We start from the raw sequence: 19,986 nt of genomic DNA on the forward strand, positions 1-19,986 counted from the left end.
CGCTTCAGAGATAGAGAACTATGCTCTCCATACTTATACCCACATATAATTACGATATCTTACCATTGGCAAGGGAAGTGCACAAGCAGGCTTCAAATCTAAAATCTGATTTTGAAATTATCATCATGGATGATGCATCACCTGTTCTAGGATTTGACAAAAATGAATTAAACAGATTTTCAAATCTTAGGTTTATTGAATTGCCTCAGAATATCGGTAGAAGTTCTATTAGAAATCGCTTAGCAAAAACAGCTAAATACGAATGGTGTTTGTTTCTAGATGCAGATGTTTTACCGGTAAACACAAATTTTATTGACTCCTATTTGAAGGCAATATCCAAAGATTCCGAAGTCATCAATGGTGGTATTTTATATCAGGATAACAATCCGGATAATATTGAGAATCTGCGCTGGGTTTACGGACGTAAGAGAGAAGCATTAAGTTGTGAACAGCGCAATAAAAATGTATACTTAAGCTTCCTTACTCTCAATTTTATGATACGTAAATCATTATTTGAACGTATCTGCTTTAACGAGGATATCCCAAATCTGCGCCATGAGGATACTCTTTTTTCATTCAATCTTAAAGAACAAGGCATAAAGGTTGAGCACATCACTAACCCAGTATATCATATGGGTTTAGAAGACAGCAAAACCTTTCTGGATAAATCCCTTAAATCTGTAGAAGCGCTCTCCTTATTGGTTTCGAAAAAGTTATTACCTTACCAATACACACGCATTTCAAAAGTCTATCAAAATATTACAACTTGGGGACTCAATTCACTTTGTGCCTTCATATACCTCAAATTTAAATTATTATTTGAACGCCATTTGTTAGGAAAACGTCCCTCACTTTTTATTTTTGATCTCTATCGCCTTAGTTATTATTGCTATATTAACAAAAAGAATTAATGGCTGTTTTCTCTGTAATTATATCGGTTTTTAATAAAGAACCCTATATACAAGACACCATTGAGAGTGTTTTAAACCAGTCATTTGACAAATTTGAACTTATTGTTGTTAATGATGGTTCAACAGATAGTAGCTTAGAAATCATAGAGTCCTTTGATGATAACAGGTTACACATCATAACTACTACAAATCTAGGTGCCTCATCAAGCAGAAATACGGGCATAAAAGCAGCACAAAATCAGTATATCGCCCTCTTAGATGGTGATGATCTTTGGGATAAAGATTTTCTTAAAGAAATTCATCACTGTATACAAAAGTACCCTGAACAAGCTGTTTTTTCCACTGCCTTAGCCCAGAAGTATGAGAACAAAATTGTTCCCTCTCGTTATAATTTTGAACAGAAAACAACCTGCCAAATACATAATTATTTCAAATCCAGTCTAGGCCAAAGTATTTTGAGTAGCTCCAGTTTAGTCTTTGATAAAGGTATCTTAAAAACGACCGGATATTTCAATACGTCCATTATCTCAGGGCAAGATACAGATATGTGGATACGGATAGGCATTCACTATGACATCGTCTTTATAAACAAGATACTAGCTTATTATAGATATGTACCCAATAGCCTATCTAACACCACCTTTGATCTTCAAAAAAAGCCAAACTTCGAAGCCTACAAAACTTTTGAAGCCGATAACGGACCGTTGAAACGATTTCTTGACATTAACAGATATTCACTTGCATTGATGAGTAAAATCAACAACCAAAAGGAAGCCTATGTTTATTTTAAGTCTAATCTAGACATGGCTAATTTACCACTAACTAAAAAAGTCCTGCTATTATCTCCAAAGTGGGTTTTAAAAGGTCTTTTAAAAATTAAATCGCTTAAAAAAGAACGTTTGTACTACAGACCTTTGTAATCTTTAAATTCTATAAAATTACGAATATACTCAGCTTCTTCAAATTCTGTAGATGCCAAAACCAAGCAAACCGCACCTGAAGAAAAATTATCTATTTCCCTCCAAATATATGTCGGTATGTACAGTCCTTGATTTGGCTTGTTCAGCATAAAGCGCTTTTGGGATTTACCATCACTTACAACGGCCTCAAAACTTCCGCTCAACGCAATGATTATAGATTCTTGTTCCTTATGGGCATGGCCACCTCTATAACTATCACTAGGTACGTCGTATAAATAATATACCCGTTTTATATCAAAAGGAATAATCGCTTTTTCAATAACGGCTAAACTCCCTCTATCGTCATGTACCTTTGGTATATCTATAAGTTTTACATCCTGAATACTCGCCACGTAATTTCTGTTTATTTTAGAATTGACTGCCATTGCAGACCGATTTGTTTTTTTGATAAATGTGCAACACTAGCAGTTGCATTGGCCTTGCAATTTAAGTATAATTCTTCATCTTTAACCATTCTATTCATCGCTTCGGTCAAGGCCTTTTCATTGTAATTCTCTACTAAAAGTCCGTTATGTTCATTTTTAATTATTTCTTTTGGCCCAGACTCACAATCTACAGAAATTACAGGAGTTCCTAAATGTAAGGATTCGGTCAGGACCATTGGAAAACCTTCATATCTACTTGTTAAAATTGAAAACTTTGCCTTCTTAACAATTTGATAAGGCGATGACATGTAGGGTAAAAATTCAATTTCTGAAGTTAATGACATCTTCTGCACCATCGTTTTAAGTTTACCTTCATCCTTGCCTTCTCCTAAAATTTTTAGTTTAATATCTAATTTTGGTAAAATAGATTTGGCATAGGCCTCAATTAAGAGTGTTATATTTTTTATCTCATCATTTAAACGACCATAAAAAAGTACATAATCATTGTCATTTAGGTTAAAGTCATTTGACTGAGAGGACTCATGTAAGGCGATTGGATTATATATGGTCATTAGATTATTAAATCCATAGCTGCGTTGCAGCTTTTTAGCAATAGCTTCCGAGACGGCCACTATTTTATGTGCATTTCCATACATGATTTTATTTAAGACCCTGCTTGAAGTTATATACTTATTAGTATTATAACTATGAACCATATAGATGGTTTTATGGGAATTATATACAAGTCTTGAAAGAATAAACTCTTTTAGGAGTCCTATTCTAGTTCTAGTGTCAATGACATAATCAAAATCATGCGATTTCAAATACTTCCTAAAAGCATTCAACCGTTTTAGGCGACCAAAAACTGAATCATCCATAGCCTTCATTTTGCCAAGATTGAACAATTTCCCTTTATACGGGAACTCAATCTCATCTAAAACGGAGACAACGTGAACCTCAAACCCAAAATCATCCAATACTTCTGACAACAACCCTGAAGCTCTTTCTGCACCTCCTCCACCTAGCGACATAACTACGATACATATTTTTTTGGTGCCCGTTTTCGTCATTAACAAGTATCTTTGAGGGCAAATGTAACGATATAAATGAAAATTTTATTGGTTGGCGAATACAGCAGGCTTCATAATTCCTTAAAAGAAGGACTCCTTAAGCTAGGTCACGAGGTGATATTACTTGGCGCTAATGATGGATTTAAAGACTACCCAGTTGACCTTAGTATTAAAAAAAAATATGATAAAGGCTTTTTAAAAAAATTCAAGAATTTGTTATACCTCTTGTTTAAGTTTGATCTGGAGTCACAACAAATAAAACGGCAGATTCTAGGCCTTAAACCAAAGATCAGTAATTATGATATTGTCCAGTTCATCAATGAAGCATCCTTTGGTTGCACAGCGAAAATTGAAAAAGAGATTTTTGATTGCATCAGTTCATGGAATAATAACACATATTTATTGTCCTGTGGTTCAGATTATATCAGCATAAATTATGCATATCAAAAAAAATTTAGGTACTCCATACTAACCCCATATTTCAAGGGACACAAAACGCAATTAGAAAGTAGTTATGGCTTAAAATTTTTAAAACCAGAATTTAAGTCTTTACACGAATTTATTTTTAGTAAAATAAATGGCGTTATTGCCTCTGATATGGATTATCATATACCACTGAAAGGTCACCCTAAATATTTAGGACTTGTGCCCAATCCAATTAATACAGACCAACTAATTCATCAACCCCTTGAGACAAATGAAAAAATTATAATATTTCATGGCATAAACGAAACCAACTATTATAAAAAGGGAAATGATATTTTTGAAAGGGCACTAATAGCAATTCAAAAAAAATTTAGTGATAACGTTGAGATTATTACGACCAGGAGTATTCCCTACAACATTTATATTAAAGCTTATGACAAAGCACACATTGTTTTAGATATGGTATATGCCTACGACCAAGGCTATAATGCGCTAGAGGCTATGTCTAAAGGTAAAGTGGTATTTACCGGTGCGGAGAAGGAATGGCGATCTTTTTACGGTATTGAAGAAAACACCATTGCAATTAACGCCTTGCCCGATGTTGATGATATCATCCAAAAATTGGAATGGCTTATCGAAAATCCACAAAAATTAAAAGAAATATCAAATAACGCCCGAAAGTTCATAGAATCCCATCATAATTATATCGACAGCGCAAAACAGTATGTTGACCTATGGCAAAATAACAGCAGGAAGGACTAGCTACGTTTGGCTTGTGAACTAAAGTAATAACGTACTACAAAGAATACAATCAATAGGTAAATCACATACCGCACAAAATGGGCTATCACTACACCTTCGGTTCCATAATATTGAATAAAGAGGTTCGTAAGTAAAAAGAAAAGAACCAATGATATTATTTCGGTGAAAATGAAGCTTTTTACAAGTCGTTTTGCCAAAAATTGGTGGGTAAGCACCAAAGAACACAACCTAACAAAATCACCCAAAAGCTGCCACTTAAAAAGTGGTTCCATGCCTAAAAATTCAGGATAAACAAATTGGATTATATAATTTCTTAAACCAAAAACCAATAACATGCCAACACCAAAAATTGGAAGTATGGTTTTATAGATATGAAAAACTTCATTTTTGAAGTCTTTACCATTATCAATCTTGGCAAATTTTGGTAAGACATACAACGTAAATAGTCCCGATGCAAATACCATATAGTTTTTTGAAATAAAATTAATAGCAGTCCAGTACCCGGCCTCATTAATATTTAGTTTATCGGTTACCAGTGTTCTTATATCCAATTCAATATAATTGAGCAAAAATGTAGAAACGAAAGACATAAGTGTAAATGCCAATAATTTGTTTTTATAAAGCAACCCAAATCCTAAATTCTTTAGTTTAACGAATTCAGACAAACGCTTTCCAAAAACAACGAGCAAAACAATCAATTGAATAATGGGTGCAATACTAATAGCTATTAAAACACCTTTTAAATCTGCAGTATACAATCCTATAATAAGAGCTACCGCAGCCAATAAGTAGCCTATTAACTCAATGATGGCATACTTTCTATATTCAGACAAACCGTTAACCACAGCATTAATTGCCCTATTTAGAGCTATGAAGGGTACGATAATAGCTAATAACTTAAAGACATACTTATAATTAATCGAACCAAAGAAATAATCAGAAAAATAGTTAGACCCAAAATATAGTACTAAGGACGAAACCAGTGAGCCGAATACGAGAAAGACCAATGCCGTAGAAAATAGCTTTGAGAGTTCCTTAAGGTTATTTCTATATTCTGCTACATATTTTACAATACCACTGAATGTACCCAAAGTTGAGGTGCTGGTAACCATTCCAAGAAGATTTCTCACCTGGCCAATATTAGCAATACCTGCCTCACCTACTGTAAGTGCCAATAAACGCTGGATAAATACAGATACCACAAGTCTTATTGTAATTACTACAGCATTGAGTGACGTAATTTTAAGAACTAGGTTACCTTGCAAAAATTTCGGTAGTTTCACATTTTAAGGTTTAATAGTCATCAATATCCTCATCTGAGATAACACCAAATAAAGAACTACCAAATATTAGCAATATTATCGCAAAGTGCATAGAATAACTGAGGCAGTGCCCCATAACAGCACCTATCAATCCAAACATATCAATAAAGTAAATACTAGATACATAGATAATGACGAATAGGAAGACTTCAATGATTATAAAATGTGCAAACATTTTCTTTGCTAAGAACTGATAGGCAATAACCATGGAAAGTACACGCATAAAATCCCCTAATATTTGATAGCCAAAAAGATTTTCAACAGGTCTAAACTCCTCAGTAAATAAAAGATTAACCAATACTGAACGACTCAGATATATGATAAGCAATAAAACTGCAAAAATGGGCATTATGGTTTTGTAGAAGCTGAAAACCTCCTTCCTAAATTCCCGTTTTGTATTTATTTCAGAAAACCTTGGCAAAATATATAGGGATATAAGGCTATTAATAAACATGAGATAATAGTCTGAAACACGGTTAATAGCCTCCCAATACCCTGCCTCCTTTATACCTATTTCTGAAATTATATAATTCCTAATTATGATTAAAACAATGGGAATAGCAATAGTTGACACTAGGGCCGTAACCATATAAGAACTTAGATTTTGTAATACTGAAAAGTTGATATTAGTTATTCTAATGGATGACATTAAGTTCTTCCTATAAAGTATACCAACTATAGTAATCAGTAGGTTTAGTGCTGGAGTTATTACTATAGCTACCAATGCACCATCAATATTTTCCTGCCATATAAGTAAGACCGTGACTAAAAGCCCTAGAGTCTGCCCAATGATATTTATTATTAGGAGAATCTTATACTTTGAAAAACCATTCATTATTGAAAATGCAAACATGTTCAGTGCATAGAATGGCAAGACAATAGCAAGGGTTTCTATTACGTAGGTGTATTTGTAATTATCAGCAAAAATGAGATTGTTAATCAGTTCCGCGTTGTAATAACATAAAAATGCTAGCAGTAAGGAGGTAAAAAATCCAAAATAAAAACTTGTTGAAAGTGTATTTATTAAGGCCTGAGAATCATTTTTATACTTTCCTATAAATTTTACTAAACCATTGTACAACCCTGCTATGGCTAGGGATTGGACTGCACTTAAAAAATTTCTTAGGTTACCGATTAAAGCCATTCCTTCCGGACCAATAAATACGGCTATGCATTTAGATATTACAATTCCTGTAATTAACTTAACGCTAAGGTTGGCCGTATTGAGATTTGCGGCCTTAATCAACACCTCATTATTGATATACTGAAAAAATTTCTTCAATTAGTAGGAATTTAGGACTTCTATTACAGTTTCAACATTTCTGTAAGACATTACAGGGCTTATGGGCAAACTTATAATTCTTTTGTGAATTTGCTCTGTTGTGGGCAGATTTAATTTAGAAAATTGCTGCAATGCCGTTTGCTTATGAGGCGGAATTGGATAGTGAATTAACCACCCTATTTCATTCTTATCGAGATATTCAATAAAAGCTGCCCTATTTTCCACCTCAACAACAAAGGCATAAAATACGTGGTTTTTAGAACCATTATAATACGGTAAACTAATCTTGGGATTTCTTATCTGTTCTAAATAGTATTTTGCCATGTCTTGTCTTTGACCATTATCGCTATCCAATTGCTTTAACTTCACCCTTAAAAATGCAGCTTGCAAATCATCTAACCGACTATTATAACCAACAACTAGGTTTTTATACTTTTCCCTACTTCCATAATTTCGGAATAACCTTAGCGTTTCATAAAGTTGCACATCATTTGTAGTTATCGCCCCTCCATCACCTAATGCCCCTAGATTTTTACTAGGATAGAAACTGAAAGCTGATGCATCAGATAAACCCCCAGCCTTTCCATGGTTACAGCTAGCACCATGGGCCTGGGCGGCATCGGCAATGAGCAATATGTTTCGCTCTGTTGTCAAGGTCCTTAAGCCATCCACATCGGCGAGTTGGCCATATAGGTGTACCATTATTATTGCCTTTATTTCATCGGATAGTTTGGATTTAATCGAAATAGCATCCAAATTATAGGTCGCTGGGTTAGGCTCTACCAAAACAGGCTCCAAACCAGCATGCAAAACGGACAGTACAGTTGCGATAAACGTATTGGCCGGTACCAGAACTTTTTCACCTTCTTTAAGTTTTCCCAAATGGATATAACTTTTTAAGATAAGGGTAAGGGCATCTAAGCCATTTGCTGTTCCAATGCAATATTTAGTACCACAATATGCAGCGAATTCTTCCTCAAAGGCCGAAACATTCTCTCCTAAAATATACGTGCCTTGACTTAAAGATTGGCTCAGTATCTCTTGAAACTCCTTTTGATGCCTTTGATTGATTTTATTTAAGTCAAGAAATTTAATCATGCCAATGTGATTTTATAGAAATCCTGGTTGTATTCGAGGCAACCAAGTTCTTTTTTTTGTCTTAGCAAGCCTTTATTATAGCCCAAAGGCTTTGCGGTGTCTCTTACTGTGCCCATAGAAAAAAAGTGCTTTCCCTCGGTTTGAAACTTAAAAATAAGGCTTAAAAAAAGATACTCCAAGGCCCGCTCCTTTTCTCCTAATTTTGTTGTAGCGCCATATTGTGATTTTACGATACGACCTTTATCGAAAATAGTAATCCCTGCCAGTAACTCATCCTTGAGATAAATATTAAATTGCTTCACTTCATTTTTGAACCTCGCCTTTAAAAGTTCTATTTCAGATAAGGTATGCACTGGAGTCGTATTGTGTTTCTCTGCCAATCGTGGTATCAAGACCTCGGTCCAAAATAAGCCAAAGTCATTCACTTCCTCAATTAAAAATCCTTTGTCCTGGTTTTTGTTGAAGTGCTTCATCTTTGTTTTGTGAATAGTAAAGGGTTTAGCGTAGTTAACAGCAAATATCCTATCCTTCCTATACCGTTCAACATTCAAATTTTTTAGGCATCTAATGATATGTCTTGTGTTTTCGGTTTGATAAAATTCTGGTGTGATTTTAATATCCAAAGATTTTATGCCGTGTCTAGCTAAAAACTCTAAGACAGAACTTAAGATATCATCTATTTCAATAAAACTTAAATCGGGCTTAAAAACAAAACCACCATAGGTTAAACCTTGATGTGAAAATACTGTTTCGCCTACTCTATTCGCCGGTAAAACGGCAAGCAACACCTCATTGTCAAAAACCATTATTGAATAGTCCAAGAATTGATGTTGGTGGTATTCCATAAAATCACGACGAAACAAAAATGTAGCCTCTGGTGATGCTTTAACAAGGGTATCCCACTGCGTCTTTCTTTCCTTGGTGTATATGGAAACGTGATATTTCGCCATCAATCAAAAATAATCTTAATTAATAATTAAGCTAACAACCATCTCATAAAATTTCCAAACGCCTAGAGTAATTTAAACGGTCTAGATTAAAAAATTCATATTCATAAATGTAATATCTGAAAGATAGGAGGTTAAGATGATATTTTTAAAAAGCTTACGTTTGTTTTGCAACGCACCTATTTCTCACTTGATTCTAGGGTCTTAAAAACCGCATTGTCATTTTCATCAATCACAACATAAATTCCCAATGGTGCATTCTTATCAACGGCTAAATAACTCCTATCGTCTTGTAAGTTTCTTAATAATGATTTGTCCTCACTGAGATAAGTAAATAAGGTTCTAAATAAATTAACGGATGTTTTTAAATCTTTGTCATATTGATTTGGGTTTTCAGGCCATTTAATTGCCAAAAGTGATGAAAACATTGAAAATGTATTATCCCTGTTTTTGGGCTTTTCGCTCGATTGTGTTGAATAGTCATAACCTACAAAGCCACCGTGATCTGCTGCAATAATGATTAAAGCGTCTGAATCGTACTTATTGATTAAACTGATTGTCCCTTTTAACCACAAATTTGCCTCTTTTAAGCGATTCAAATATTTTTCACGTTCTAAATCTTTTCCCTCGGATGAAGATTTCCATGTTGATATATGGCCGGGGATAATCCGTTCAACAAAGTAAAAGTTATTTTCTTTTCTATTGGATTTTATGGCAGTTTCCAAAGCTGAATTTACATCTCTTTTAAATCCAACGTCCTTAATTATAATTGGCAAGTCATCATAAGATATATTGCAATAGTCATAACCTAATTTAGGTCTATTTGCGAGCAAATACGGTTTTTCTAAAATCAATGACGTCGCATAACCGTTAGTTTTAAAAATTGACAGTACTGGATTTTCAGAAACAATAACATCCCTTGCATATAAGAGTTCCTTATTAATGTTTGCAGTGCCATTATAATAATGATGTTTCATAGCGAACATAGAACTGTTAGAACTTAATGTAGAGAAATAATTACTTCTGAAATTAGGATATACTTTAAAATTATTTTCTGATAGGAATTTACTAAAATCACTATTGTCTTGGGAATAATTGCCCCGAGGCAATTCAGACAAACCAACATAACCATCTGGCTGAATGAGATAGATATTTGGTTTTTTTTTGAATTTAACAGCTTCGATTTTATCTGGTTGACTTAACCATTTATCATCATAACTAAAATATCTGTAAAGAGTTGGTACAAGGAAAATGAGTCCAACTAAAGCTAATATAAACTGCAACTGGATTACTCTTTTGATATACTTAAATAACACAAACGTTAAAGCAAATGCAATTAAACAAACTACTAGAAGTATTTTCTTTTTAAAACCATAAGTACTGTAAACTAGTAAGCCTGCAAATACGGAGACGTTTAAAAACGAAAAAATCTGTAGGTGATATTTCCTAATAATCCCTATCTGTTTGGAAACAAAACATAAACCTAAAAAAGACATAATGGGCAAGCCTATAAAGCCCAAAATCAAAAAAAGAAATTGATACCAGGACGTAATCAATGTGTGGTTAGATGTGTACAAATAAATCAACGGATATAAACCAGCTGATAAACCTGCCATAGTCCCTAAAAAATATTGACTATTTAGATATGGTCTGTTTTTATTATTCAGTTTTTTAACTTTTGGTTTCTAATAAATACAACACGCGCTCTGAATCTAAAATAGTTTCTTTTTGTTTAATATTGAAAAAAGCACCGTAAGCACTCTCAAAGCTTTCTATTGAATAATAATCGAAATGATTTTCAAATTCTCGCTTAGATTTTAAAAGACGTTGCACCCACGAATCCTCACGTTTCGGAAATTCAATAATTACATACTTGGAAAAGCTACTAAAAAATAGAGCAGAATTATGAAAAGGCACATTACCAGATAATGAAATGTGGTGTATCACGGCTAAAGCCAAGGTAATCTCTGGCGAAAATACTTTGACTCTTTCTAAAAATGAAAAGCGCTCTGTATTATTGAATCCAATAGCTGGTGATGGATTTAATATATCTAGGACAAAAGGAAGCATAAATTCTTCCTTGTTCATTTTCATCGTTTTATGGTTAAGGTCCACGGAATTATTGTCAATGTCGCAGACCAATGCGGTTTCAACATAGTGTTCCAATTTCCTTACAAACGTACCATCATTTCCTCCAATGTCAACCAAGGTTTTTGGTTGTATAGCGTTGACCCAATCATTAATAATCCTAGATTTTTCAATGAATGCCTCGTCCGAATAATTGATTTTATCGTAATAATTACCCCATTCCGAAGTTTCCTTAAGTTCTAGTTTCTTAATGTAATTGTAAAGACTCTCAATAATATTAAACTGTCCCTTTTTTGACAGTTTCGCTGCTTTTGCCTCATCTTTATAATCTTCATTATGCTTGTCTTCTAACTTGGCCAACAAATGGATGTTGGAATATAATAGGGGACTCAATTTGGTCTTTAAGGGCAACATAGAGCTTATCATCTTTACAGGAATACCGTCAATAAAATTACTAAGCATCTTTAACTGCTGTGCGCCATGATAGTGTGCCAGAACCAATGGCCCAAAAAAATGGGTAATAAACTGCTTGTAAGCACGCCATGGCGAATTCTCAATGTAAAAATCAAACGATAAGGTGTCTATAAATACAGCTTTACCTTTATGAAACGTAATATTGAATGCCGTAGCATCTTTTAGTGTAAAGTCATGCTCTAAACTGTACTTTTGAATTTTTAAGGTTAGTAAAGCAGCCTCTTTGTACATATTAAAACTCCACTCGTAAGGATACGTTATAAAGGGAATTTTATCTGCTTGAAGGACAATGGTTTCATCTGAATTTGAAACTTCTTTATGGGAAATGAGCAGGCCATTTTTGATTAAGCCCTGGTAAAAACCACTTTGGGTAAGTGCCTTGTATTGTTTAAAATAAATGGGGTTTATAGCTCTTTTTATGTCTCCTCCCTCTATAAAAACATAACCCGAAGGATCTCTAAATGAAGAAGAATGAGGATTTTTAGCATTCACTAGAACTATTTGTTTTCTGAGTCTGAATCCTTGACATCAATATCGTCAAAGACATCATCCTTATGAGCTTTGGCTATCCCTAAAAAAACCTTTATTTTATGCATAAGATTTTTAGAAAAAAGAACTACACCTGCCACTGCCGCTATAATAGTTTGAATAATCATAGCACCCAAGCCTGGATCAAAATATAAAAAGTACATAGCTCTTGTTTTTACAAATATAACGGTTCTAAAATTTATTACTGTTCAAAAAAAAGAGAAACACTTTTTAGTATTTCTCTTTCCCTTTTTTTTGTCTATAAACTCTTACTCCGTTTTCTATCAACCTCTTTTAGCAATACCTTTCGAAGTCTTAGGTGATTTGGTGTTACCTCAACATATTCATCTTTTTGGATATATTCCAAAGCTTCCTCCAAAGAAAACTTAATTGCAGGCACTATTCTGGCCTTGTCATCTGCACCAGACGAGCGTACGTTACTCAACTTCTTAGTTTTGGTAACATTAACAACCATGTCATCCCCTCGTGAATTTTCACCAATAACTTGGCCTTCATAAATATCCTCACCAGGATCCACGAAGAACTTACCGCGATCCTGAAGTTTATCAATGGAATACGGAATGGCCTGACCGTTTTCCATAGACACTAAAGATCCGTTTTGACGCTCGGGAATACCACCTTTCAATGGTTGGTATTCTTTGAATCTATGAGCCATAATAGCTTCACCAGCCGTAGCTGTGAGTAACTGATTACGCAAACCAATAATACCACGAGACGGTACAATAAATTGGCATACCATACGGTCGCCTTTGGCTTCCATACTTATCATTTCACCCTTTCTCATAGTAACCATTTCAATGGCTTTACCAGAGACTTCTTCAGGTAAATCTATAGTCATTTCCTCAAACGGCTCGCATTTAACACCATCAATCTCCTTAATGATAACCTGTGGCTGACCGATTTGAAGCTCATAACCTTCACGTCTCATGGTCTCAATAAGAACCGAAAGGTGTAATACACCTCGACCAAAGACCATAAACTTGTCTGCACTGTCAGTATCCTCAACCCTAAGAGCGAGATTTTTTTCTAGCTCTTTTGTAAGACGTTCCTTAATGTGACGTGATGTAACGTACTTTCCATCCTTTCCAAAGAAAGGTGAATCATTGATAGTAAATAACATGCTCATAGTAGGTTCATCGATAGCAATTGTAGCTAATCCTTCTGGTTGCTCAAAGTCGGCTACAGTATCACCAATTTCAAAGCCTTCTAAACCAACAATAGCACAGATATCACCTGCTTCAACTTGTTCAATCTTTCTTCTTCCCAAACCTTCAAAGGTATGTAGTTCCTTTATTTTGGATTTTTTAATATCACCATTTCGCTTGACCAAAGAAATGGGTTGACCAGCCTTTAAGGTGCCACGTGTTAAGCGGCCAATTGCAATTCGTCCCGTAAAGGAGGAAAAATCAAGTGATGTAATTAACATTTGGGTTGTTCCTTCTTGAATCTTTGGTTCAGGTATGTGTTCTATAACCATATCCAACAAAGGCTCTATATTATCCGTGGGATGTTGCCAATCCTCACTCATCCAATTTTGTTTAGCAGACCCGTATACCGTCGGGAAATCTAATTGCCATTCTTCTGCACCTAATTCAAACATGAGATCAAAAACCTTTTCGTGAACTTCTTCTGGAGTGCAGTTTTCCTTATCAACTTTATTGATAACCACACAAGGTTTTAAACCTAAATCAATAGCCTTCTGCAATACAAAACGAGTCTGTGGCATAGGCCCTTCAAACGCGTCTACTAACAATAAGACACCATCAGCCATATTCAATACACGTTCCACTTCACCACCAAAATCGGCGTGACCAGGAGTGTCAATAATATTTATTTTGGTATCCTTGTAAACTACAGAAACATTCTTAGATGTAATTGTAATTCCACGTTCGCGTTCTAAATCATTATTATCTAGAATTAAATCGCCTGTATTCTCATTCTCACGGAACAGTTGACAATAGTGCATGATTTTATCTACCAATGTAGTTTTACCATGGTCAACGTGGGCAATTATTGCGATATTTTTAATATTAGTCATATACCAATTTATTTTAAGCGCGCAAAGGTAACTCTTATAATCCTCATATCGTTAATTATATGTTATATTTTAAGCACCATATGATTAGAGTTAATAACTTACTCAATGATTTCAAGTATAAGCCTGATGCGATCGAATTCCATCAACTGCTATTTGGGCTATTACATCTGAAATCTAAAGTTTTAAACAGATGAATACAATTAGTAAATACACCAAGTTTATACCTTATCTCTATTTTATTTCTGTCATTATTTATTGGTTTACTGCCGTAAATAGAAATCAGGGCAGTTCCGCTTACATTATTTTATTATTAGGCCTGCCATTTTTATGGCAGTTGGTTAAACCTAATCGAAAGCTAAATTTTTCATTGGGTATTGTATTTGTCTGTCTTTCCTCCTACTTAATATTGGCCTATTTATCGGATTTATTGAACATTGTTCAATGGAAGGATTCCACCAAAAAATTTCTTTTCTTAGGAGGTTTACTTGTTGTTGGTAATTTTATAATGTCACTTTGGATAATACGGAATAGTATAAAAAAGGTGTTTTAAAATGTTATCTTTGCCACTTAATATAAGCCTTATTTAATGTTAGTTCCTAAGTTAAAGCACAGCAATTCCAATAATTTCTTTTTGCTCTGTGGCCCTTGTGCCATAGAAGGTGAAGATATGGCACTTCAAATTGCTGAAAAAGTTGTACGTATTACAGATAAACTTGAAATTCCTTATGTCTTTAAAGGAAGTTTTAAAAAAGCCAACCGAAGTAGAATTGATAGTTTTACGGGTATTGGTGATGAAAAGGCCTTAAAAATACTGCGAAAGGTTTCAGAAACGTTTGATATCCCCACCGTTACCGATATTCATGAAGTCTCAGATGCAGCTATGGCTGCAGAATATGTAGATGTATTGCAGATTCCTGCGTTTTTAGTTAGGCAAACAGATTTAGTTGTGGCTGCGGCTAAAACCGGTAAAGTCGTCAACTTAAAAAAGGGGCAGTTTATGAGTCCTGAATCTATGAAACACGCCGTACAAAAAGTAAAGGATTCAGGCAACGAAAAGGCTTGGATTACAGATAGAGGTACTATGTTTGGCTATCAAGATATGATTGTAGATTTTAGAGGTATTCCAACTATGAGACAATACGCCCCCACAGTTTTGGATGTTACCCATTCGCTTCAGCAACCCAACCAATCGGCCGGTGTCACCGGTGGGCGACCAGAAATGATAGAAACCATTGCGCGCGCTGGCGTAGTAAATAATGTGGACGGTTTATTTATAGAAACGCATTTTGACCCAGCCAATGCCAAAAGTGATGGTGCCAATATGTTGCATTTAGATAATTTGGAAGGGCTGCTAAAAAACTTAGTGGCCATAAGGCAATTGGTCACCTCTTTCTAATCAATTTAAAGGGATTGATATTTATTTCTAGTTGTTTTTGAATAACATATGCAACAACTTGGTCGTTGATGTCATCAACAGATTTATAGCGCAGTGACATTACCGTTTTACGATTGGTGCTAACAAAATAGCTTTTATACTTTTCAAAACGTTCTCCATGCCAAAACGCCAAATCTACATAGTCTTTAGTTTGATTTAAATAGCAAAGTGGTATCCCGTTGGCATAATAGAATGGTAACCGCCATTTAAATAACAACTCGGTATTGGGTGCAATAGCCTCAATAATCGTTTGAAGTTGCAAAAGAATAGACCTAAAAGGTTCGTTTTGATTTAATATGTAATCTTCTGCTGGATTCATATTTTACACTGCCTAATTTAAGCGCAATAAATAATTCTGCTATTTTTTAGGAATACACAAGAGAATTTTCATTATTTTTAACTACTTCACAATAAAAATAATTAATCATTTAAAAGTAGATAAAAATACTATGAATGCCAAGTCTTTTAACGGCTTCACCATTAATGAGATAAGTAATAAATTGAGCGATTGCTTGACAGATGGATTTAAGCCAACAATGGCCTTCGTATTTCTTTCCGTTTCACAGGATCGGGTAGCAATAAGAGAGCTTTTTTCTGAACACGAGATTCAGATTTTTGGGGTAACCACCAATGGAGAATTCATAGATGAAAACGTGGAGAAAGGCTCCGCCAGTATTTTACTTTTAGATATGAACCCTGAATATTTTAAGATTCATTTTCAACCTTTTGTCGCTAAAAATTATAGAGAGGTTGCTGGTTTGATAGCCAATAAGGGAAAGTCTCAATTTAAAAACCCCGCCTTTTTGCTAAGTACAAGTCATCCAAGTTCAGACGGAGAAGAAATTCTTAGGGGGCTTGAATCCATCATAGGCGAAGATGTAAAAGCTTTTGGAAGTGCTGCAGGAGATGATTTTTCGTTTACGGATACCTATGTTTTTACTAATGGAATAGAGCATAACGAAGCCCTAATCTGTTTAATTATTGACGCAGATAAAATTCAGGTAGAAGGTATTGCCACCTGTGGCTGGAAGGCTGTGGGCACGGAAAAAACAATTACGCGAAGTGAAGGAAATCACGTTTATACTATCGACAACGAACCGGCTGTAGATATCATCACCAAATATGGTGGCTTAGAAAACATTACTCCCGAAAGCAAGGACCTCCTGATGGAGCTCGCTGCTAACTTTCCCTTGCAATTACAACGCGAAAAGGGAGATCCGGTGATGCGTCCGCCCTTGGTTGTGGATTGGACGGATCGCTCCTTCTTTACTAGTGGGACATTACCCGAAGGCTCAAAAGTTCGCTTTTCGCTCCCACCAGACTGGGATGTTATGGAAAAAGTAGTTTTAAGTGTTAAAGAATTAAAGGCCAAAAAAATGCCCGAAGCGGATGCCGTCGTTGTATTCAGCTGTGCTGGTCGTCTCTTGACATTAGGGCCTTTAATGACTGAGGAATTAGAAGGAATCCATAACGTATGGAATGTCCCAATGGTCGGTATGTTTAGTAATGCCGAATTAGGAAGAGCCACAGGCGGCAATCTAGAAATGCACAATCTTACTGCCTGTGCGGTTGCTCTAAGAGAAAAATAAAAATTAATTATAATAAAACTATGTTTAAAATTTCAGTACTCTACAACAATCCAGAGAATCCAAGTGCATTTGATGCCTATTACAAAGAAAAACACATGCCCTTAGTCAATCAAATTGAAGGCCTGTTAAATTTTGAATTAACCCGCATTTCAAGTGGGCCTGGTGGAAGCCCAACAGATTATTATCTTTTAGCAGAGCTTTATTTTAGGGATGAGGAGCAGATGCACGAATCCATGGGCTCTCCTGAAGGCCAAGCTACAGTAGATGATTTAGCAAACTTCGCCTCTGCTGGCGTTCAAATTATGGTAGGAAAAACTGTAGAATGGTAAACAAAACCAAATGAAGGCAGTTACTATAAAAGGCAAATCAACCCAAGACATATCCAGTCAATTAAATGAGATAATTTCAGACAATTACAGACCAACTTTAGCATTTGTTTTTTTGTCTGTAGAGCAAGATGTTGAGGCTGTTACTCATCTATTAAATACTTGGAATATTCAGGTATTTGGTGCAACTACGGCAGGCGAGTTTATTGATGGAGACATTGAATCGAAGAGTATTGTACTAATGCTGCTAGATATGAATCCAACATATTTTAAGATAGAATTCATTGAAACCACTCAAAAGACAACCGCCGAAGATGCAAAACAACTGGGTGTAATCGGAAAGGATGCTTTTACAAACCCTTCGTTAATAATTGCCTCAGGAGGTATTTTCATAGATGGAGATCAAGTCATAGAAGGCCTTATGGAAGGACTTGGAAATCCGAATGAAGCATTCAAAAGAGAGATTAGCGTTTTTGGAGGTATGGCAGGTGATGATTTATTAGCCCAAAACCCATTGGTTTTTACAAACGAAAAAAGTAAGGACAACGCCCTTTTAGCACTTATTCTCAATGAGGATAAAATAGATGTTAGAGGTATTGCCTCATGCGGCTGGAAAGCTGTTGGTACAGAAAAGACGGTAACCAAAAGCGAGGGTAATATTGTGTACACCATAGACGACAAGCCAGCATTGGACATGTTGACGAAGTTCTTAGGTGTTGACGTCGTTGAAGATGATGGCGAAGATATTGTGGCCTTTCTAAACTCGTGGTATTATCCCTTACAAGTGGAACGTGACAATGGCGATTCCGTAATACGAGCTACCAGATTTGCCAATCGTAAAAACCGCTCTCTAATTTGTACTGGAAGCGTTCCCCAGGGTGCGAAAGTCAAGTTTTCCTTACCACCAGAATTCGAAGCCATTGAAACAGTGGTTTTGGAATGTGAAAGTATTAAGGACAATCCCGAACAAGAAGCTGATGCATTACTTATGTTTTCTTGCGTAAGTAGACATTTAAGTTTTGGCGCCTTAATTAAAGAGGAGATTGAACAAGTTCAAGACCTTTGGAACGCTCCAATGGCTGGTTTTTTTACCTACGGAGAATATGGAAAATCCAAAATTGGCAAACATGAATTTCATAACAATGCCTGTTGTATTGTAGCCTTAAAAGAAAAACAGTAATGAAAGCAATTTCCATAAAGGGTCCAGATTATAAAATTATTGTTAAAAAAATTGAGGAAGTACTAAAGGATGGCTATGCTCCAAGTTTAGCCATCGTATTTTTATCTATAAAACATAACGACCAAGAACTAGCTGTCTATCTAAATTCAAAGGGCATTCAGGTTTTTGGTTCTACAACATCTGGGGAATTTATTGATGGTGAAATTGAAGAGCATAGCATTGTTCTTATGCTACTCGACATAAATCCAGAGCATTTTAAACTGGTCTTTTTGGAAACTGGTACTCAAAGTAGTTTTGATAATTCTAAAAAATTAGGGGAACTAGGGAAAGCAACCTTTTCAGATGCGGCCTTTATTATCGCCTCAGGCTGGCTCTCTCAAGATGGAGAAGCCATAGTAGAAGGCATTACCGAAGGATATGGCGAAGAGGTGACCATTTTTGGAGGTATGGCTGGTGATGATCTCATATTAAAAGGACCCAAGGTATTTTCCTTTAATAAAAATAGTGAAAAAGGTATTGTAGCACTTATCATTGATGAGTCTAAAATTGAAGTTAATGGTATAGCCACATGTGGGTGGAAACCCATTGGCACCACAAAGACCATCACTAAAAGCGAGGGTAATATTGTGTACACCATAGATGACAAACCTGCCTTAGATATGATCATGAAATATCTGGGTATTGAAATGGATGTGGAGAGCGGTAAAGAGATTGTAACCCAATTATCCTCCTACTACCCCTTACAAATGGAACGACCGGGCGTTTCTCCGGTAATGCGGACAGCGATGTTTGCCAATAAAGAAGATAGGTCTCTCATTTGCGCAGGTAACGTTACCCAAGGTTCAAAAGTAAGGTTCTCTTTGCCACCAGATTTTGATGCTATTGAAGCCGTTGTTGAGGAATGCGAGCAGCTCAAAACCTCTGAGAAAATAGATGCAGACGCTATCATTATGTTTTCTTGTATCAGCAGACGCTTATCTTTTGGGGTAATGATGCCTGAAGAACTAGAACAGGTTCAACAGGTTTGGAATGTTCCTATGGTTGGTTTTTTCAGTTATGGCGAATATGGAAAATCTAAGACAGGGAAGCATGAATTTCATAACAATACCTGCTGTATTGTGACCTTAAAAGAAAAATAAGATTA

General features: G+C 35.4%; 20 protein-coding genes. 9 read left to right on the forward strand and 11 right to left on the reverse strand.

Annotated features, from left to right (window positions below; genetic code table 11):
* The first annotated feature begins 20 nt into the window (after positions 1–20).
* Positions 21–911, forward strand: a complete 891-nt coding sequence (locus tag CA834_RS06010; protein WP_094967786.1) for a glycosyltransferase family 2 protein — start codon at positions 21–23, stop codon at positions 909–911.
* On the forward strand, positions 911–1,831 hold the full coding sequence (locus CA834_RS06015) for a glycosyltransferase family 2 protein (RefSeq protein ID WP_094967787.1): 921 nt from the start codon (positions 911–913) through the stop codon (positions 1,829–1,831). Before CA834_RS06010 ends, CA834_RS06015 begins: the two co-directional genes overlap by 1 nt.
* Here CA834_RS06015 and CA834_RS06020 read toward each other — a convergent pair.
* Positions 1,816–2,256: a sugar 3,4-ketoisomerase gene (locus CA834_RS06020; protein WP_094967788.1), complete on the reverse strand. Its 441-nt coding sequence runs from the start codon at positions 2,254–2,256 to the stop codon at positions 1,816–1,818. The genes CA834_RS06015 and CA834_RS06020 overlap by 16 nt on opposite strands.
* Positions 2,235–3,326, reverse strand: a complete 1,092-nt coding sequence (locus CA834_RS06025) for a glycosyltransferase (protein ID WP_094967789.1) — start codon at positions 3,324–3,326, stop codon at positions 2,235–2,237. The genes CA834_RS06020 and CA834_RS06025 overlap by 22 nt, the downstream gene beginning before the upstream one ends.
* A gap of 36 nt (positions 3,327–3,362) precedes the next feature.
* Here CA834_RS06025 and CA834_RS06030 point away from each other — a divergent pair, with 36 nt between their 5' ends.
* Positions 3,363–4,514 (forward strand): glycosyltransferase, encoded by a 1,152-nt coding sequence (locus CA834_RS06030; RefSeq protein WP_094967790.1) that lies wholly within the window; start codon positions 3,363–3,365, stop codon positions 4,512–4,514.
* On the opposite strand, the gene CA834_RS06035 is transcribed toward CA834_RS06030, so the two are convergent.
* From CA834_RS06035 to typA, 8 genes are all read right to left on the reverse strand, one after another.
* Positions 4,511–5,797, reverse strand: coding sequence for an O-antigen translocase (locus tag CA834_RS06035; RefSeq protein WP_094967791.1), 1,287 nt, complete (start codon positions 5,795–5,797; stop codon positions 4,511–4,513). The two genes, CA834_RS06030 and CA834_RS06035, sit on opposite strands and share 4 nt — an antisense overlap.
* 10 nt (positions 5,798–5,807) lie before the next feature.
* Positions 5,808–7,118 (reverse strand): O-antigen translocase, encoded by a 1,311-nt coding sequence (locus tag CA834_RS06040; protein WP_094967792.1) that lies wholly within the window; start codon positions 7,116–7,118, stop codon positions 5,808–5,810.
* Entirely contained in the window at positions 7,119–8,216 is a 1,098-nt protein-coding gene (locus tag CA834_RS06045; RefSeq protein ID WP_094967793.1) for a DegT/DnrJ/EryC1/StrS family aminotransferase, read from the reverse strand. It abuts the gene before it with no gap.
* Positions 8,213–9,166, reverse strand: coding sequence for a FemAB family protein (locus tag CA834_RS06050; RefSeq protein ID WP_094967794.1), 954 nt, complete (start codon positions 9,164–9,166; stop codon positions 8,213–8,215). The genes CA834_RS06045 and CA834_RS06050 overlap by 4 nt, the downstream gene beginning before the upstream one ends.
* Before the next feature lie 176 nt (positions 9,167–9,342).
* Entirely contained in the window at positions 9,343–10,446 is a 1,104-nt protein-coding gene (locus CA834_RS06055; RefSeq protein ID WP_133085459.1) for an alkaline phosphatase family protein, read from the reverse strand.
* Positions 10,447–10,834: 388 nt separating this feature from the next.
* Positions 10,835–12,217, reverse strand: coding sequence for a nodulation protein NoeA (locus CA834_RS06060; protein WP_094967796.1), 1,383 nt, complete (start codon positions 12,215–12,217; stop codon positions 10,835–10,837).
* A gap of 5 nt (positions 12,218–12,222) precedes the next feature.
* On the reverse strand, positions 12,223–12,417 hold the full coding sequence (locus CA834_RS06065; protein ID WP_094967797.1) for a hypothetical protein: 195 nt from the start codon (positions 12,415–12,417) through the stop codon (positions 12,223–12,225).
* A gap of 95 nt (positions 12,418–12,512) precedes the next feature.
* Positions 12,513–14,312, reverse strand: a complete 1,800-nt coding sequence (gene typA, locus CA834_RS06070) for a translational GTPase TypA (protein WP_094967798.1) — start codon at positions 14,310–14,312, stop codon at positions 12,513–12,515.
* A 190-nt stretch (positions 14,313–14,502) separates the two neighbouring features.
* Between typA and CA834_RS06075 the strand changes: the two genes are divergently transcribed.
* Positions 14,503–14,862, forward strand: coding sequence for a hypothetical protein (locus CA834_RS06075; RefSeq protein ID WP_094967799.1), 360 nt, complete (start codon positions 14,503–14,505; stop codon positions 14,860–14,862).
* A 36-nt stretch (positions 14,863–14,898) separates the two neighbouring features.
* A complete protein-coding gene (gene kdsA / locus CA834_RS06080) occupies positions 14,899–15,708 on the forward strand; it encodes a 3-deoxy-8-phosphooctulonate synthase (RefSeq protein ID WP_094967800.1) in 810 nt (269 codons plus the stop codon).
* Here kdsA and CA834_RS06085 read toward each other — a convergent pair.
* Positions 15,695–16,066 (reverse strand): DUF1801 domain-containing protein, encoded by a 372-nt coding sequence (locus tag CA834_RS06085; protein ID WP_094967801.1) that lies wholly within the window; start codon positions 16,064–16,066, stop codon positions 15,695–15,697. The two genes, kdsA and CA834_RS06085, sit on opposite strands and share 14 nt — an antisense overlap.
* Positions 16,067–16,196: 130 nt before the next feature.
* Between CA834_RS06085 and CA834_RS06090 the strand changes: the two genes are divergently transcribed.
* The 4 genes from CA834_RS06090 to CA834_RS06105 are packed head-to-tail and all read left to right on the forward strand — an operon-like array spanning position 16,197 to position 19,981.
* Entirely contained in the window at positions 16,197–17,336 is a 1,140-nt protein-coding gene (locus CA834_RS06090; RefSeq protein WP_094967802.1) for an FIST signal transduction protein, read from the forward strand.
* A gap of 20 nt (positions 17,337–17,356) precedes the next feature.
* On the forward strand, positions 17,357–17,665 hold the full coding sequence (locus tag CA834_RS06095; protein ID WP_094967803.1) for an EthD family reductase: 309 nt from the start codon (positions 17,357–17,359) through the stop codon (positions 17,663–17,665).
* 10 nt (positions 17,666–17,675) lie between these two features.
* A complete protein-coding gene (locus CA834_RS06100; RefSeq protein WP_094967804.1) occupies positions 17,676–18,842 on the forward strand; it encodes an FIST signal transduction protein in 1,167 nt (388 codons plus the stop codon).
* Positions 18,842–19,981 (forward strand): FIST signal transduction protein, encoded by a 1,140-nt coding sequence (locus tag CA834_RS06105; protein WP_094967805.1) that lies wholly within the window; start codon positions 18,842–18,844, stop codon positions 19,979–19,981. Before CA834_RS06100 ends, CA834_RS06105 begins: the two co-directional genes overlap by 1 nt.
* The last annotated feature ends 5 nt before the right edge of the window (positions 19,982–19,986 follow it).

The sequence above is a fragment of the Winogradskyella aurantia genome (assembly GCF_002266855.1).
GTDB classification, from domain to species: Bacteria; Bacteroidota; Bacteroidia; order Flavobacteriales; family Flavobacteriaceae; genus Winogradskyella; species Winogradskyella aurantia.